This window comes from Nocardioides dongkuii, assembly GCF_014127485.1.
Classification (GTDB): domain Bacteria; phylum Actinomycetota; class Actinomycetes; order Propionibacteriales; family Nocardioidaceae; genus Nocardioides; species Nocardioides dongkuii.
In genome coordinates, this window is the sequence record NZ_CP059903.1 from 2,033,121 (window position 1) to 2,048,123 (window position 15,003).

Genomic DNA, 15,003 nt, shown 5'->3' on the forward strand with positions numbered 1-15,003 from the left:
GCCCGATGGTGAGCCCTGCTGTTGTTCACGTCCTGCAGAGAGCCACCGATGACCACGAGCCTGGCCGACAGGATTCCCGCACCGCCCTCCATCTGTGGCTGAGCCCTCCGGCAGCGTCCGTCCCACCCGGGACGCCTGATGGCGGTGGAGCTCCTGGTCGCGGCGGCGATGGTCTGTTGCCTGGCCGCGGCCACCCAGGCCGTCACGGGGTTCGGGTTCGCGTTGATGGCGGTGCCACCCCTCGCAGCGCTGACCGACGCGGTGCAGGCAGTCGTCATCGCCACCGTGGTCGGTCTCGCGCTCACCTCCGTCTCCAGCGTCCGCGAACGCAAGCACGTCGTCACGGCGCCGGCGTCGCGGATGGTCGTCGGGGGACTGGTCGGCATGCCGCTCGGACTCGTGATGCTGACGCAGTTCGACGAGTCGGTGCTGACGCTGCTCATCGCGGGAGTCGTCATCGCCCTCGTCCTGCTGCTCGCCTTCCGCGTGCGCCTGCCCGCGGGCGCGGGTGCGCAGTGGGGATCGGGCCTGGCGAGCGGCGCCTTGCTCACCTCGACCGGGGCCAACGGGCCGCCCCTGGTCCTGACGCTGCAGTCGATGCAGCTCCCGCCGGCCCGTTCTCGAGGCACCCTCCAGACGGTGTTCTGGTGCCAGGAGCTGGTGGCAGTGGCGGCGCTGGTCGCGCTCGGTGAGGTCGACGCGGGTGTCGTGGCACTGGCCGCCGCCGGCGCTGCGGTGTGCCCGTTGGGGTGGCGGCTCGGCGACCTGCTCTTCGTCCGCATCTCGCCGTCCCGGTTCCGCGGCGTCGTCCTCGCGTGCTTGACCGCGTCCGCGACGGTGTCGATCGTCTCGGTCCTGGCCTAGCGCGACGACGACGCGGAAGTGCAGCTCAGTCCGCCTTCGAGGACGTGCCGCTCTCCAGGATGGAGACGATCGAGTAGAGCGTGAAGCAGACCGCGCCCAGCCCCACCAGCACGTGGGCGGCGATGAAGACGTTGGAGTCGGTGAACGCGGCCTGGAAGACGAACGCCGCCAGGAACAGGCAGCTGAGCGCGGTCACGATCGGGATCAGAGGAACCCGGTCGGCGAGGCTGAAGGTACGTCGCCAGACCAGGGCGAGCAGGCCCACCTTGCTGAGGATGCTGAAGCAGACCAGGCCCAGGCCGATCATCACGAACCCGGGAGTCTGGTAGTACGGCTCGTCATCGAGGACCAGCAGCACGATCCCCCAGACCATGCTGGTGGTGCCCATGGCGATCACCAGCCAGGGCCACCCGATGCGGTCCCGCGGGCCGTAGGAGTCCTGGACCTGGCGCAGGATGCTCCACACCAGCCCGATCAGGCTCGTGCAGATCATCGCGAGGCCGCTGACCACGTGCCCCACCGTGAACCTGCTCGGCGAGGGGGTCAGCAGCAGGTTGCCGATCCCGAAGGACCAGGCGACCGCGGCCAGCAGCACCGGGACCGCAGCCAGCACGGCGAGGACACCCGGGGAGAACGCCCCGGGCGGCGGCGTCCGGACGCCGGCCGGCTTCGCGGAGTTCGCCGGGATGAGCGTGAACTTGGTGGAGGCCGTGGCCACGGTGGCCACGCAACCGCAGATCAGGCCGAGGCCGAGGACGACGTGCCCGGCGACGTACTCCGGGTCCTGACCGCGGCCGGAGGCGCCGGCGAACACGGAGATGCCGTACGCCGCGGTGCCGATCGCCGCCAGGTAGCCGAGCGCGGGGTAGAGGACCCGGTCGACGGCGTTGAAGCGGCCGATGAGCTGCCGGATGATCGTGGCCGCGGTGCAGAACAGGCACAGGCAGATCGCCCCGAGGAAGGTGACCACGCGCCCGGCCACGAAGTTGCCCGGCGCATCACCGGCGTTCCAGACGTAGACGCCGAACCCGACGCAGACGCCCATCATGGCCAGCGGGATGGCTCGAAAGATGACGCTGACCCAGTAGTTCATGGGACCACGGCCCTCGCTTCTCGACGGTCGGCAGCCGGACGCTTCGGCACTGCCCGCGTCCGGGACCTCCAGTACAGCACGGATCTCTGCATCGGCCCGGGGCCAGCAGGCGACGTGGCCGGGAGGCCCCGGCGTCACCCATCAGGGTTGCCCCGCCCACGACGGGCAACTAGCGTCGTTCCTCGGAGCAATCACCGGAAGGCGTCGAGATGGCTACTCGCGAAGGCGGTCTGCCGACGGCTCCGGAGGGCTCGGCGCCGCGCCGCTCCTTGATCAGCTGGACGTCGATGGCGGTCCTCATCGCCACGGCGGTCGCCAGCGTGCGCGGCCTGCCGGCCATGGCCGCCTACGGCTGGGCGTCGATCTTCCTCTACGTCCTGCCCGCGATCGTGTTCATGGTGCCGGTCGCGCTCGTGGCCGCGGAGCTGGCGAGCGGGTGGAAGGGCGGGGTCTTCGTCTGGGTGAGGGAGGCGTACGGCGACCGCATCGGCTTCGTCGCCGTCTGGCAGCAGTGGATGCAGAACGTCGCCTGGTTCCCGGTCCAGCTGGCGTTCTTCGCCTCCGCGCTGGCGTACGCCTTCGACCGCGACCTCGCGAACTCGGGCCTCTTCACCGGCCTGGTGATCCTCGTCGTGTTCTGGTTCTCGACCCTCATCGCGACCCGCGGGGTCGCGGCGTTCGCCAAGGTGGCGACCTGGGGGTTCCTGATCGGCACGATCGTGCCGGCCGCGGCGCTGATCATCTTCGCGGTCCTCTACTGGCAGGACGGCGCCTCCTCGCACCTCCCGCCGCCCGAGGACGCACAGTGGCTCCCGACGTACACCGGGCTGGCGAGCATCGTGCTCATCGTGAGCAACTTCCTCTCCTACGCCGGGATGGAGATGAACGCGGTCCATGTGACGGAGATGCGCAGGCCCGCCGTCGAGTTCCCGAAGGCGATCGCCGTGTCCGTCGTCCTCATCCTGTTCGTCTTCATCCTGCCGACGCTGGCCATCTCCGTCGGGGTGCCCGGCTCCAGCCTCAACCTGACCCAGGGCGTGCTGCAGGCCTTCGACGTCTTCTTCACCCGTCTCGGCATGTCCTGGGGCACCACCGCCATGGCCGTGCTGATCGTGGTCGGGATCCTCGCCTCGGTGGTCACCTGGATCCCCGGGCCGAGCCGTGGCCTGCTCATCGTGGGCAGGGAGGGCTACCTCCCCCCGCGGCTGCAGGGTGCCAACGACCGGGGCATGCCGGTCCCGATCCTGATGGTCCAGGGGCTCGTCGTGACGGTCCTGGCCGTCCTGTTCGCGGTGCTGCCGTCCGTGCAGTCGGTCTTCTGGATCCTCACCGCGATGGCCGTGCAGCTCTACCTGATCATGTACATGCTCATGTTCCTGGCGGCGATGCGGCTGCGTCGCACCCACCCCGACGTGCCCCGCGGCTTCCGGACGCCGCTGATGCCGGTGGTCGGGTCGATCGGGTTCCTGGCGAGCGCCGCGGCCTTCCTGCTCGGCTTCGTGAGGCCCTCGGGGGACGGCGACTCGATCTCCCAGGGGACCTACCTCCTGATCCTCGTCGCCGGCATCATCGCCCTCGGCATCTGGCCGTTCCTCCTGCACCAGCTGCGCAAGCCGGAGTGGAAGGTCGAGTCCTCCCGAGGACACCCCCAGTCCGGCGCGCCCGACGAAGGGGCCTGAGTCCCATGACCGCGATGCGTTCACGAGCTGCCCGTCCCGCCGTACGCCGGACGGTGGGGCTGGTCGTAGCCGGCGTCGCGCTGTGCGGGTGCACCGCCGCCGGTACGGCGTCCGATCCCGACAGCGCCAAGGCCGAGGACCTCGCCGAGCAGCTCAACGAGAGACTGGCGGCGGTCGACCTCCCCGAGGTCGACCCGTCCACGGCGACCGCGCTGTACGGCACCGACGGCGGCGTGAGCTGCAAGAACGTCGCCGGTCTGCAGCAGCAGCTCGCGTTCTCCCAGTTCGGCACCAACGCCCGACACCAGCCCCGCCTCGCCCTGGACCCGTCCCTCGTCGCCTACGACCTGGCCGTGGTCAAGACCTACTGCCCGGACAAGCTGGACTCGCTGATCGACGCGATCGAGAAGCTCGACACCGAGGACACCATCCCGACCCCGTCCGACTAGCCGGCCTTCAACCACAGCCTCAGAGCCGGACCGCAGGGGATGGGACCGGCTTCACCCTCCGAGCAGCCCGAGCAACGTCGCCTGCTGGACCGCCTCGCCCCGCGATCGGACCCCGAGCTTGCGGTGCATCGCCGAGACCTCCGGGGCGACGGTGTTGCGGGGACGTGCAGCCGCTGGGCGATGTCCCCGATCCGGAGGTGGGTCTGGAGGTGGGGGAGACGTCGCAGCTCCGCGGGGGTGAGCGGCGCCGGTGCCTGCCTGAACGCCGACCCGGCGCGGCAGGCTGGCCGACCGGGCGCGGCGGCGTCGGGGCAGCTCGGGGCGGCGGCCAGACCGGCCTGCTCGGGCACGGCGCGCTCGTAGGCCGAGGCCAGAAGGGGCGGGGGACCCGCTAGTTCTGCGCCAGGATCTGCTGCCCGGTGACGAGCGGATAGCTGGAGAGGGTGTTCCCGTCGAGGTCGACCTGGTGCAGGTCGACGGCGGTCACCTGGCTGTTCTCGTAGGTCTTGTAGTAGTAGATCCCCCGGTCGGTGTTGCAGCAGGAGGAGTAGATCGTGATCTCGTACCGGTCGCCGACCTCCACGCAGCCCCGCTGCTGCTCGACGCTGCCCAGGATGTGGAAGAACTGGCTGATCGCCTCGGACTCGGACTCTCCGGACACCGAGTTGGCGGCGGTGAACGCCGCCTTGACGAATCGGGACATCGAGGAGAGGTCGCCGGGCAGGCCGACGCCGCCGAGCCCCCGGCTGTAGGCGTCGAGGTGCAGCTTCTTGGAGAAATGGTTCTCCGGCTGGCTGGGCGAGATGCTCGCGTAGTTGTTGAGGTTGAAGATCTGGATGTCGAAAGTGGGGTTGTTGGTGAGGAGGCCCACCGGGTTCTCGTAGACCCGCAGCCCGTCCTTGACGGACTCGACCGTCAGCGACTCGTCGCGGTCGGAGATGATCCAGTGGAGGGGGGAGAGCGGGAACTCCGCGTTGAACGAGATGTCGACCAGCACGAGCTTCTTCAGGGCCTCCCGGACCTCTGAGACCGTCTCGAACTGCCCCAGGATCCAGGGGATGAACTCGAACGGCGTGACGTTGTCCATCCCCGCGGTCTCGGGCTTGTAGTCGGCGTTGTCGGGGAAGTTGAGCCCCGCCATGCTCAGCCCCTTCTCGTTGGTCGCGTCGTAGTAGAGGGGATAGCCGTCGGCCACGGTCGTCATCCCGATGATCGCGTGGTGGGTCGCCATGTCGGCGACCTTCCGGAACGGGAACGGGAAGTTGCGGGGGGTGATCGTCACCGCTTCGCGGTAGGAGAACTCCAGGTCGAGGTTGCGACCGAAGTAGTGGTCTTTCGCGGTGTAGTTCGTCGCCGTGCACACGAGTGCTGCCTCCACGTTGTCGAGGGACCGGCACCCGGACGGGTGCGACCTCCTGTCGAGTTTCATGGGCCGGACCGACTCCAGACAGAGGAATTCGGCCCTGGCTGCTCAAGGACCCGCCTGCACAGGCAGACCTGCCCGGGTGCGGTCGACCCCCGACGAGGCCTGCCTGGCAGCCACAGCACCGCACCCGCGGGGAAGAGCGGCACGGTCCTACGGGTGTCCAACCTGCGCGACGCAGACGACGACCGCCTACAGCGACTAGACGGCAGCCTGGATGCTGGCCGCAGCCGTGGGGAACGACGCCGGGTCCGGTCCGGTGAAGTTGAGCCGCAGGTAGGGAGCCGCCGGCTCCGTGGGGAACCACTCGTCCCCGGACGCAACCCACACGCCGCGGTCCTCGCACGCGCGGACGAGCCGGTCGAGGTCCGTGCCGTCGGGCAGGCGGGCCCAGAGGTGGAGCCCGCCGGCGGGGAGGTGGTCGACGGTCAGGCTCGGGGCGTGGTCGCGGATGCTTCGGGCCAGCAGGTCGCGGCGCTCGCGCAACTGCGACCGCAGACGTCGCCGGTGCGAGCGCCACCCGGGGTCGGTGACCACCTCGAGGGCGGCCTGCTGGAGGACCGCGCTGGTGTAGAGCGACTCCGCCGCCCGGTCGGCCAGCAGCCGATCGAGCACCGGGCCACGCGCGGCGATGGCGCCGACCCGCAGGGACGGCGACGTGCTCTTGGTGAGCGAGCGGACGTAGACGACATGGCCGGTGGGGTCGAGAGCGGCGAGCGGACGGGGCTCGGTGTCGATGGCGAAGTCGTGTGCCCAGTCGTCCTCGACGAGGAATGCGCCGTGATGGCGGGCGAGCTCGAGCACGTCGATGCTGCGCCGCGCCGACCACTGGGCGCCGGTCGGGTTGGCGTAGGTCGGCTGCACGTAGATCGCGCGTGCACCGGTCTCCCTCAGCGCTCGGTCGAGCTGGGCGGGGACCGGTCCTTCGGCGTCGCTGGCCACCGGTACCAGGTGGACGCCCGCCTGGTGGGCAGCCAGGATCGCGCCCCAGTAGGTGGGGGACTCGACCAGCAGGGGGTGTCCCGGCGGAACCAGCGCGCGGAACGCCGAGGTCAGGGCGCTCTGGCTGCCCGGCGTGATGATCACGTCGTTGCCGGTCGGTGCTGGATGGTCGGCCGGTGTGGCGCCGGCGATCTCGGCGGCGAACCAGGCGCGGAGCTCCCACAGCCCCGCAGCGGGCGGTCGCGTCGTGGCCGCGCCACCCCTGGTCGCCCGGGTCAGCGCCGTTCGCACCAGGCGGGCCGGCAGCAGCCCCGGCTCGGGGTAGCCGGAGTGCAGGGCCTGGGCGTCCTCGGGCGCTGCGCGCAGGGCCCCGGCGATCCGCGGCAACACCGCTCGCGGAGCGCCGAGCGCCGCGGTCTGCCACCCGTGGTCGGTGCTGCGCACGGCGCGGCTCTCGCGCACGAAGTTGCCGACTCCGGGACGGGACTCGATCGCACCGGCGACCGCGAGCGCGCGCAACGCCTTCTGCACCGTGACCGGGCTAGCGGCGTGCTCCGCGACCAGCTGCCGGGTCGAGGGCAGGCGGGCTCCGGGCGGCGCCTCGGCCAACCATCGCCGAACGGCGGCGACGATCCGATCGCTGCTATCGTCGGTCATGACGCAGCACAGTAGCGCTACTCGCCTCTTCTCGCCGCCGCTACTTCTCCCTGGCGCGGCCACGGGTCTGCGTTGGGGTCTCCTGGGGGTCGTGGCGTTCTCCCTCACGGTCCCGCTGACCCGGGTGGCCGTGGGAGGGCTCTCGCCGCTGTTCATCGGCTCGGGGCGCGCCGTCGTCGCGGCCCTGCTCGCGGCCGCTGCCTTGGCGCTGACCCGACAGCGTCGCCCCCGAAGGGGACAGTGGGTCCGGGTCTGCATCGTGTCTGCCGGCATCGTCGTCGGGTTCCCCGTGCTGACCTCGTACGCCCTGACCGTCACCCCCGCCAGCCACGGCGCGGTCGTCATCGCGCTGCTGCCGGCGGTCACCGCCGTGGTGGTCGTGGTCCGCACCGGGGAACGGCCCGTCCCTGCGTTCTGGCGATACTCGGCGGCCGGGGCGCTGGCGGCCGTGTTCTTCGCCGTCGTCGGCAGCGGTGGACCCGGTGCCCTGCACCGCGCCGACCTCCTCCTGTTCGCCGCGGTCCTCGCCGCCGCGGTCGGGTACGCCGAGGGCGGGCTGCTGGCGCGCGACCTGGGGGCGTGGCAGACGGTGTCGTGGGCGCTCGTCGTGGCCGCGCCGGTGATGACGGTCCTGACCGGGTTCGCCGTCGCGGCGCAGACACCGACGGGATCGCCGGCGGAATGGGCCGCCTTCGGCTACCTGTCCGTGGTCAGCATGTTCCTGGGATTCTTCGCCTGGTACCGAGGGCTGGCCATCGGGCCGATGGCGAAGGTCAGCCAGGTCCAGCTGGTCCAGCCGGTCCTGAGCATCGCCTGGGCAGCCCTCCTCCTCGACGAGCACCTCGCCGCCACCACCGTCCTCGGTGGTCTCGTCGTGATCGGCTGCGCCGGGGGCGCCGTACGAACGCGGATCGGCGGCGACCAGCCGCCGGCGAGCGATCAGTCCTCCTCGCGCCTGGTCCGTTCCAGGGCGAGGCGCAGGAGCCGCCGATGGTGAGCGGCCGTCGTGCGTCCGCCCGGGAAGAGGTAGAGCCACCAGTGCCGGAGGCCCTCGCGCCGGACGGTGGCGTCCACGTCGATGCGGCCGTCGGGGGAGCGGACCGGCTCGACGGGGTCCAGGAGCACCACGTCCGTCGCCCGCTCCGCGAGGGCGTGGTGCGCGGCGGCGCCCGCGACGGCCTGCTCGCGCACGTCGTCGGGGCACCGGTGTCTCAGGACGAGGTGGATCGCGACGTGCCCGGCGACCAGCAGGAGACCGCCCGTCACTGCCAGGAGCGCTAGGGGGAACCAGATGTCCTTCACCGCCCCACCCCCTCGTCGGGGCCAGGATCCTCCGCGGACGTAGGCACCGGCAACCCCCGGCTCACGGAGCGCCGCGCGGCTCCCGGTGCTCGAGGTCGTCGGTGAGCTCGTCGACGACGAGCAGGTCGTGCCGGACCTGACCGGCGCGGAACGACGCCCGGCCGACCATGTGGCTGGACACGACGCTGGTGACCATCTGGAGCAGGACGACGAGCGCCAGCAGACCGAAGACGCTGGGCTGCCGCACCCGGAGGGCGACGCCGAGCATCACGAGCACGGTGCCGAGGACCTGGGGCTTGGTCGCCGCGTGCATCCGGCTGAGCAGGTCCGGCATCCGCACCACGCCGATGGCGGCGATCAGCGCCAGCAGCGCGCCGAGGAGGAAGCACCCCGCTGCGGCGAGGTCGGCGAGGTCGGTCCAGCTCATGCGGCACCACCGCGGTCGTCGTCGCCGCCGGACTCGACGTCGTCGCTCCGGCTGGCGTAGCGGGCGACGCTGACCGCGCCCACGAACCCGCAGCCGGCGAGGACGAGCACGACCGGCAGCGCGTACGTGACTCCGGTGTGTGCGGCGTGGAGGCCGATCGCGCACACCGTGACGGCGACGAGCACGTCGAGCGCGACGCTCCGGTCGAGGATCGTCGGTCCGAGGGTCATCCGCACGACCAGCAGGATCGCCGCGACGAACAGCATGGTGCCGGCGAGGACGAGGACGACGGTCATGACCTGGCCTCCTCGACCGGGCGGGGCGGCAGGGCGCGGAGCAGTCGTTGCTCCAGGGCGAGGGCGTCGCGCCGGAACGCCTCGGCCGCCTCCGCGTCCGGCACGTCCAGCACGTGGAGGTAGAGCGTGTGGGTGGACCGGCGTGCCTCGACGACCACCGAGCCGGGGATCAGCGAGAGCATCGCGGCCACCAGCGTCATCACGAAGTCCGAGGCGCTCTCCAGGTCGACCGCGACCACGGCGTTGCGCACCGGCCGCCTGCGCAGGACGACGCCGGCGACCTGGATGCTGGCCCGTACGACGTCGAGGAGGAACCGGACGACGACGCCCAGCAGGAGCAGGGGGCGCACCCGGGCGGCCAGGTCGATCGGCGGGAGCGGGAAGACCACGCAGACGCCCACCGCCACCAGCACCCCGCCGACGACGAGCAGCGGCGTCAGGTCGCCCCACAGCGCCAACCAGACCAGGGTCAGCCAGGCGACCGCGAACGGCTGGACGGCCCGGTGTCGCGCCGGTCGCGTGGTGCCGTCGCGCCGCGTGCGCGTCACCGGGCTCATCGGTCCTCCTCGCGGAGCACCGAGGAGAGGTACGGCTCGCGGTCGTGCAGGTCGTCGGCGGCCCGGTCGCTGTAGTCGTAGAGCGGTCCCGCGACCACGGTGAGGAGCACGCTCAGCGTGACCAGGGCGGCGGCGGGCACCAGCATGCCGACCGGCGAGTCCCGGCTGTCCTCGCCGTCCTGGATGAGGGTGTAGAAGTCCCGGTCGGGCAGGTCGTCGTCGCCGAGCCGGCGGGCCTCCTCGATGTCCTGCTTGGACACGACCCCGGTGGCGGTGTGCACGTGGCCGCGGTGCTCGTGCACGATGCCGGTGTCGTGGCCGGGCACGGGCTCGCCGCCCCCACCGATGGCCTCCAGTGCCTCGTGGGCCTCCCGCGGCGTGCGCCAGAAGGCCACCGCCCACGTCTTCGCCACGGCGTACAGGGTCAGGAGGCTGGTGAGCGCACCGGCGCCGACCAGCGTCCAGGGCAACCAGCCGCCGTCCTGCTGGGCCGCCTGGAACAGCCCGACCTTGCCGATGAACCCGGAGAACGGCGGGATCCCGGCGAGGTTCATCGCCGGCACGAAGAAGAGCACCGCCAGCAACGGCGCGATCCGGGCGAGGCCGCCGATCCGCATCAGCGCGGTGCTCCCGGCCCGGCGCTCGACCAGCCCGAGCACCAGGAACAGCGCGGTCTGGATGGTGATGTGGTGGACGACGTAGAACGTCGTGCCCGCGGTGCCTGCGCGGCTGGCGAGCGCGACGCCCAGCATCAGGTAGCCGATGTGGCTGACGAGCGTGAACGACAGCATGCGCTTGATGTCGGACTGGGCGACCGCGCCGAGGATCCCGACCAGCAGGGTGAGCAGCGCGGCCCACAGCAAGAGATCGGTCAGCGGGCTGTGCGGGAACATCAGCGTCTGCATCCGCAGGATCGCGTAGATGCCGACCTTGGTGAGCAGGCCGGCGAAGACCGCGGTGACCGGTGCCGGTGCCGTCGGGTAGCTGTCGGGGAGCCAGAAGGACAGCGGGAAGACCGCCGCCTTGATGGCGAACGTCGTGAGCAGCAGCAGCTGGATCATCAGCGACACGTGGTCGGGCAGCTCGGCGAGCCGCACGGCGAGGTGCGCCAGCGTCAGCGTGCCGGTGGCGGCGTACGTCACCGCCAGGCTGATGAGGAACAGCGTCGAGGACAGCAGGTTGACCAGCACGTAGATGGTGCCGGCCCGGATCCGGGTGGCCGTCCCGCCGAGGGTCAGCAGCACGTAGCTCGCGAACAGCAGCATCTCGAAGCTGACGAAGAGGTTGAACAGGTCGCCGGCGAGGAAGGCGTTCGCGACGCCGGCGACCAGGACGAGGAACGTCGGGTGGTAGACCGAGATCGGCGCGCCCTCCTCGTCCTCGGTCATGCCCTGGCCGACCGAGTAGGCCAGGACCGCCAGCGTCACCAGCCCGCTCACGAGCAGCATCAGCGCCGCCAGTCGGTCGGCGACCAGCACGATGCCGAGCGTCTCGGGCCACCCGCCGATCCAGACCGTCTGCGGACCGTGGCGGTCCGCCTCGACGAGGAGCAGGGCGGCGATGCCGACCACCCCGGCGAGCACGCCCAGGCTGAGCCAGCGCTGGATCCGGGGGTGGTGCAGGAGAGCCAGCGACGCCCCGGCGCCCAGGATCGGCAGCAGGACGGGGAGCGGGACCAGGCTGTTCACCTGGACCTCCTGATCTCGGCGGCGTCGGCCGCGAGCGGGTCGTCCCCGGGGTCCTGGCCCGGGTCGCCGCTGGAGTCGTCGCCGGGGTAGTCCGAGGTGGTGGCGTCGTACGCCTCGGAGGTGACGTCGATGCCGGCCAGCCGGCGGACCGTGGCGTCCTCGACGTCGTCCTGGACGTCGTCGTGGCCGTTGAGCTGCCAGCTCCGGTAGGCCATCGCCAGCACGAACGCCGTGGTGGCCAGCGTGATGACGATGGCGGTCAGCACCATCGCCTGCGGGAGCGGGTCGGAGAGACCGCCGGTGTCCTCGCCCTTCACGACGATCGGCGCCCGGCCGGCCGGACCACCGGCCACGAGGAAGGCCAGGCTCACCCCGTTGCCGATCAACACCAGGCCCACCAGCACCCGGGAGAGGCTGCGCTCGAGCAGCAGGTAGACCCCGCAGCCGAGCAGCGCTGCCGAGGTCAGCACCAAGGTGAGGTTGACGGTCATGCGGCCTCCGCCTCCGCCCGTCGCCGGGATCGCTGGATGTCGCGGTCGATGTGCGCGCCCAGGGCGCGCAGCAGGTCGAGCACCAGGCCGACGACGACGAGGTAGACGCCGACGTCGAAGAGGACCGACGTGACCAGGTGCAGCTCGCCCAGGAACCACAGGGGTACGTCGAGCACCGCGGACTGCAGCACCTCGCCGCCGAACGCCATCGGGAACACCGCGGCCAGGGCCGCGATCGCCAGCCCCGAGCCGATCAGGCGACCGGCGTCCACCGGCGCCGCCTCGTCCAGCTCGTAGCGACCGCCGGCGAGGTAGCGCACGACCAGCGCGAGCCCGGTGGTCATGCCGGCGGCGAAGCCGCCCCCGGGCGCGTTGTGGCCGGCGAGCAGGAGGTAGAGGGAGATGACGACGAGGGTGTGGAAGACCAGCCGCACCATGACCTCGAAGATGATCGAGCGCTTGTCCGGGGGCAGCGTGCGCGACCCGGGCAGCCAGGCCCGACGGCCGGGCCGGGTCGCGATCTTCTTGACGCCGGCGGGGTAGGGGATGTCGTGCACGCGCCGGATCTCGGCACCGCGCGCGTTGACGAAGATGAGGCTCGCGACGCCGGTGGCCGCGGCCACGAGCACCGCGATCTCACCCAGCGTGTCCCACGCGCGGGTGTCGACGAGGATGACGTTGACGATGTTGCCGCCCCCGCCGTACTCGACCGCCTCCTCGGGCAGCGCAGCGGAGACCGGCTCCGCGGTGCGGGCGGTGCTGGCCGCGAGGAGGAAGCCGGCGGTGACGACGGCGACCGCCCCGCCGAGGGCGGCGCGGAAGTAGCGCTGCCGGCTCAGCGGCCGGTCGGTGAAGTACTCCGGCAGTCGGCGCAGCGCGAGCACGAAGACGACCACGGTCAGGGTCTCGACCAGCGCCTGGGTCAGCGCGAGGTCCGGAGCGCCGTGGAGGACGAAGAGGAACGCGGTGCCGTAGCCGGTGACGCCGACGAGCAGGACCGCCCGGATCCGACGGCGGCTGCGGGCGGCCATCACCGCGGCGGCGACGATCACGACGCCGACCGCCGCCTGGGCGGGCGTGTCCCACGCCCGGATCCGGAGGTCGCCGAGACCATCGAGGAGGGTCGAGCCGGGCAGCACCACCACCACGAGCAGGATGATCGCGAGGTACGCCGCGGCGGAGCCGCGCTGCACGACACCGGTGACCTCGACCGCGCCCCGGTCCAGCATCCGCATGCTCGCCCGGTAGCCCCGCTCCAGGCTCCAGTCGTGGGCCAGCCGGGCCTGGAACCGCGCGACGGGCTCGCGCGCCACGAAGAGCAGGGCGCCGGCGGCGATGGTCAGGGCGGTGAGCAGCAGCGGGAGACCGGCGCCGTGCCAGAGGGTCAGCTCCGGCTCGTGCGCACCGGCCGGCAGGGTGTCGGTCTGGCCCGCGAGCAGCGAGGTGAGCGGCGCGCCGAGCAGGCCGAGGACCAGCGACAGGGCGGCCAGGACGACCGGCGCCGCGACGAACCCCGGCGGCGGGGCATGGAGCGTCGGGGGCGCCTGGAGCTCTCGGTTCCCGAAGGCGCCCCAGACGAACCGGGCGGAGTACGCCACGGTCAGGACGGAGCCGAGGACCACCCCCGCGAGCAGCGCCCACCCGCCGAGGCCGGCAAGGCCGGTGCCGTCCCCCTCGCGGGCGACGTCGAGCAGCGCGACGAGCACGCTCTCCTTCGCGACGTACCCCAGCAGCGGGGGCAGCCCGGCCATCGAGGCCGCCGCCAGCGTCGCCGCCACGGCGAGCACGGGCATCCGGCGGCCCAGTCCGGTCAGCTTGCGCAGGTCGCGGGTGCCGGTGCTGTGGTCGATCACACCGACGGTGAGGAACAGCGTCGCCTTGAAGAGCGCGTGGGCGAGCAGCATGCCGAGGCCCGCGAGCGTCGCGCTGCGCGTGCCGACGCCGAGCACCAGGACGAGGAACCCCAGCTGGCTCACGGTGCCGTACGCGAGGAGCAGCTTGAGGTCGTGCTGGCGCAGGGCACGGACGCCGCCGAGCACCATCGTCGCGACGCCGAGAGTGAGCAGCACCGCCCGCCACCCCGCGACGCCGGCGAAGGCCGGGGCCAGCAGGGCGACGAGGTAGACGCCCGCCTTCACCATCGAGGCGGCGTGCAGGTAGGCGCTGACCGGAGTGGGGGCGGCCATGGCGGCCGGCAGCCAGAAGTGGAACGGGAGCAGCGCGGACTTGCTGACCGCGCCGACGAGCAGGAGGTGCACGCCGATGGTCACCGCCGTGCCGGCCGGGGGGTCGGCGAGGATCTCGGAGATCCGGAACGTCCCGGCGGCCCGGCCGACGAGCAGCGCGCCGACGAGGAGCACCAGGCCGCCGAAGGTGGTGACCACCAGCGCCTGGATGGCCGCGCGCCGGCTGGTGCGGCGGTCGGGGTCGTGGCCGATGAGGAGGAAGGAGAAGACCGTGGTCAGCTCCCAGAAGACGTAGAGCACGAGGAGGTCGTCGGCCAGGACGAGACCGAGCATCGCGCCGATGAACGCGACCAGCACGCCCGCGAACCGGGGGACCCCCATGTCGGAGTCGTCGAAGTACCAGGCGCAGTACGCCAGCACGAGGGCGCCGATGCCGAGGACGATGAGCGCCAGCACCCATTGCAGGGTGCCCATCGCGAAGGCGAGCTCCATGCCGATGCTGCCCACCCAGGGGTGGACCTCGACCACCGTGCCGCCGTCCGTGACGGACGGCCCCTGGGCGGCGACCCAGGCAGTGCCCAGCAGCGGGACGAGCGCGATGAGCAGGAAGGCCCGACGGCCGACGTGAAGCACCACCCAGGGGGAGAGTGCTCCCGCCGCGAGGACAGCGGCGATGAGCACGAGCACTGGTGGGGTCCCTCCCGGGGTCGATGACGAGCCGTGACAAATCTACCGGGATGCCGGGGCCGGAACGGTCCGCGGGACCGAAGATGGGTGGTGGCACCCATGCCGTCGAGGGCGGTCCGCACGTTGACTGGAGCCATGGACGAACCGGCCGGCATCGCGCTCACCGCGGCCGCCTGGGGGCTGATCGCCCTCCACGTGTGGCTCACGCGCCCGGAGCGCAGAAGGATCCGACACCAGCGGGAGCGGCGAGGAGAATCTGCGA

The 15,003-nt window shown here is 71.9% G+C and carries 14 protein-coding genes; 4 read left to right on the top strand and 10 right to left on the bottom strand.

The genetic code is table 11. The annotated features are described in order from the left end of the window. The first annotated feature begins 138 nt into the window (after positions 1–138). A complete protein-coding gene (locus H4O22_RS09795; RefSeq protein ID WP_182526785.1) occupies positions 139–864 on the top strand; it encodes a sulfite exporter TauE/SafE family protein in 726 nt (241 codons plus the stop codon). Positions 865–889: 25 nt separating this feature from the next. Here the strand turns inward: H4O22_RS09795 and H4O22_RS09800 are convergent, their stop codons facing one another. After that, on the bottom strand, positions 890–1,957 hold the full coding sequence (locus tag H4O22_RS09800) for a DUF2776 family protein (protein ID WP_182526786.1): 1,068 nt from the start codon (positions 1,955–1,957) through the stop codon (positions 890–892). Positions 1,958–2,166: 209 nt separating this feature from the next. On the opposite strand from H4O22_RS09800, the gene gadC reads away from it, so the two are divergent. Together gadC and H4O22_RS09810 are read left to right on the top strand one after the other, a co-directional pair. After that, positions 2,167–3,636, top strand: a complete 1,470-nt coding sequence (gene gadC / locus H4O22_RS09805) for a glutamate/gamma-aminobutyrate antiporter GadC (RefSeq protein ID WP_182526787.1) — start codon at positions 2,167–2,169, stop codon at positions 3,634–3,636. A 14-nt stretch (positions 3,637–3,650) separates the two neighbouring features. Beyond that, positions 3,651–4,085 (top strand): hypothetical protein, encoded by a 435-nt coding sequence (locus tag H4O22_RS09810; RefSeq protein WP_182526788.1) that lies wholly within the window; start codon positions 3,651–3,653, stop codon positions 4,083–4,085. Positions 4,086–4,476: 391 nt separating this feature from the next. On the opposite strand, the gene bsh is transcribed toward H4O22_RS09810, so the two are convergent. Next, the gene (gene bsh / locus H4O22_RS09815; RefSeq protein ID WP_280530190.1) at positions 4,477–5,463 is read right to left on the bottom strand and encodes a choloylglycine hydrolase; all 987 of its coding nucleotides are present in this window, start codon (positions 5,461–5,463) and stop codon (positions 4,477–4,479) included. A gap of 246 nt (positions 5,464–5,709) precedes the next feature. Next, positions 5,710–7,107, bottom strand: coding sequence for an aminotransferase-like domain-containing protein (locus H4O22_RS09820; RefSeq protein ID WP_182526789.1), 1,398 nt, complete (start codon positions 7,105–7,107; stop codon positions 5,710–5,712). Between H4O22_RS09820 and H4O22_RS09825 the strand changes: the two genes are divergently transcribed. After that, positions 7,106–8,104 (top strand): DMT family transporter, encoded by a 999-nt coding sequence (locus H4O22_RS09825; RefSeq protein ID WP_182526790.1) that lies wholly within the window; start codon positions 7,106–7,108, stop codon positions 8,102–8,104. The genes H4O22_RS09820 and H4O22_RS09825 overlap by 2 nt on opposite strands. Here H4O22_RS09825 and H4O22_RS09830 read toward each other — a convergent pair. The 7 genes from H4O22_RS09830 to H4O22_RS09860 form a co-directional block, all read right to left on the bottom strand. Next, positions 8,047–8,409: a hypothetical protein gene (locus tag H4O22_RS09830; RefSeq protein ID WP_182526791.1), complete on the bottom strand. Its 363-nt coding sequence runs from the start codon at positions 8,407–8,409 to the stop codon at positions 8,047–8,049. The genes H4O22_RS09825 and H4O22_RS09830 overlap by 58 nt on opposite strands. 61 nt (positions 8,410–8,470) lie before the next feature. Further along, positions 8,471–8,836, bottom strand: coding sequence for a monovalent cation/H(+) antiporter subunit G (mnhG, locus tag H4O22_RS09835; RefSeq protein WP_182526792.1), 366 nt, complete (start codon positions 8,834–8,836; stop codon positions 8,471–8,473). Then, complete coding sequence (locus H4O22_RS09840) at positions 8,833–9,132, bottom strand: monovalent cation/H+ antiporter complex subunit F (protein ID WP_182526793.1); 300 nt, start codon at positions 9,130–9,132, stop codon at positions 8,833–8,835. The genes mnhG and H4O22_RS09840 overlap by 4 nt, the downstream gene beginning before the upstream one ends. Next, positions 9,129–9,689, bottom strand: coding sequence for a Na+/H+ antiporter subunit E (locus tag H4O22_RS09845; RefSeq protein WP_182526794.1), 561 nt, complete (start codon positions 9,687–9,689; stop codon positions 9,129–9,131). The genes H4O22_RS09840 and H4O22_RS09845 overlap by 4 nt, the downstream gene beginning before the upstream one ends. Further along, on the bottom strand, positions 9,686–11,377 hold the full coding sequence (locus tag H4O22_RS09850) for a Na+/H+ antiporter subunit D (RefSeq protein WP_182526795.1): 1,692 nt from the start codon (positions 11,375–11,377) through the stop codon (positions 9,686–9,688). Before H4O22_RS09850 ends, H4O22_RS09845 begins: the two co-directional genes overlap by 4 nt. After that, positions 11,374–11,868 carry a Na(+)/H(+) antiporter subunit C gene (locus H4O22_RS09855; protein WP_182526796.1) on the bottom strand — a complete coding sequence of 165 codons (495 nt, stop codon included), beginning with the start codon at positions 11,866–11,868 and terminating at the stop codon, positions 11,374–11,376. Before H4O22_RS09855 ends, H4O22_RS09850 begins: the two co-directional genes overlap by 4 nt. Then, complete coding sequence (locus H4O22_RS09860; RefSeq protein WP_182526797.1) at positions 11,865–14,741, bottom strand: Na+/H+ antiporter subunit A; 2,877 nt, start codon at positions 14,739–14,741, stop codon at positions 11,865–11,867. Before H4O22_RS09860 ends, H4O22_RS09855 begins: the two co-directional genes overlap by 4 nt. Positions 14,742–15,003 lie beyond the last annotated feature (262 nt).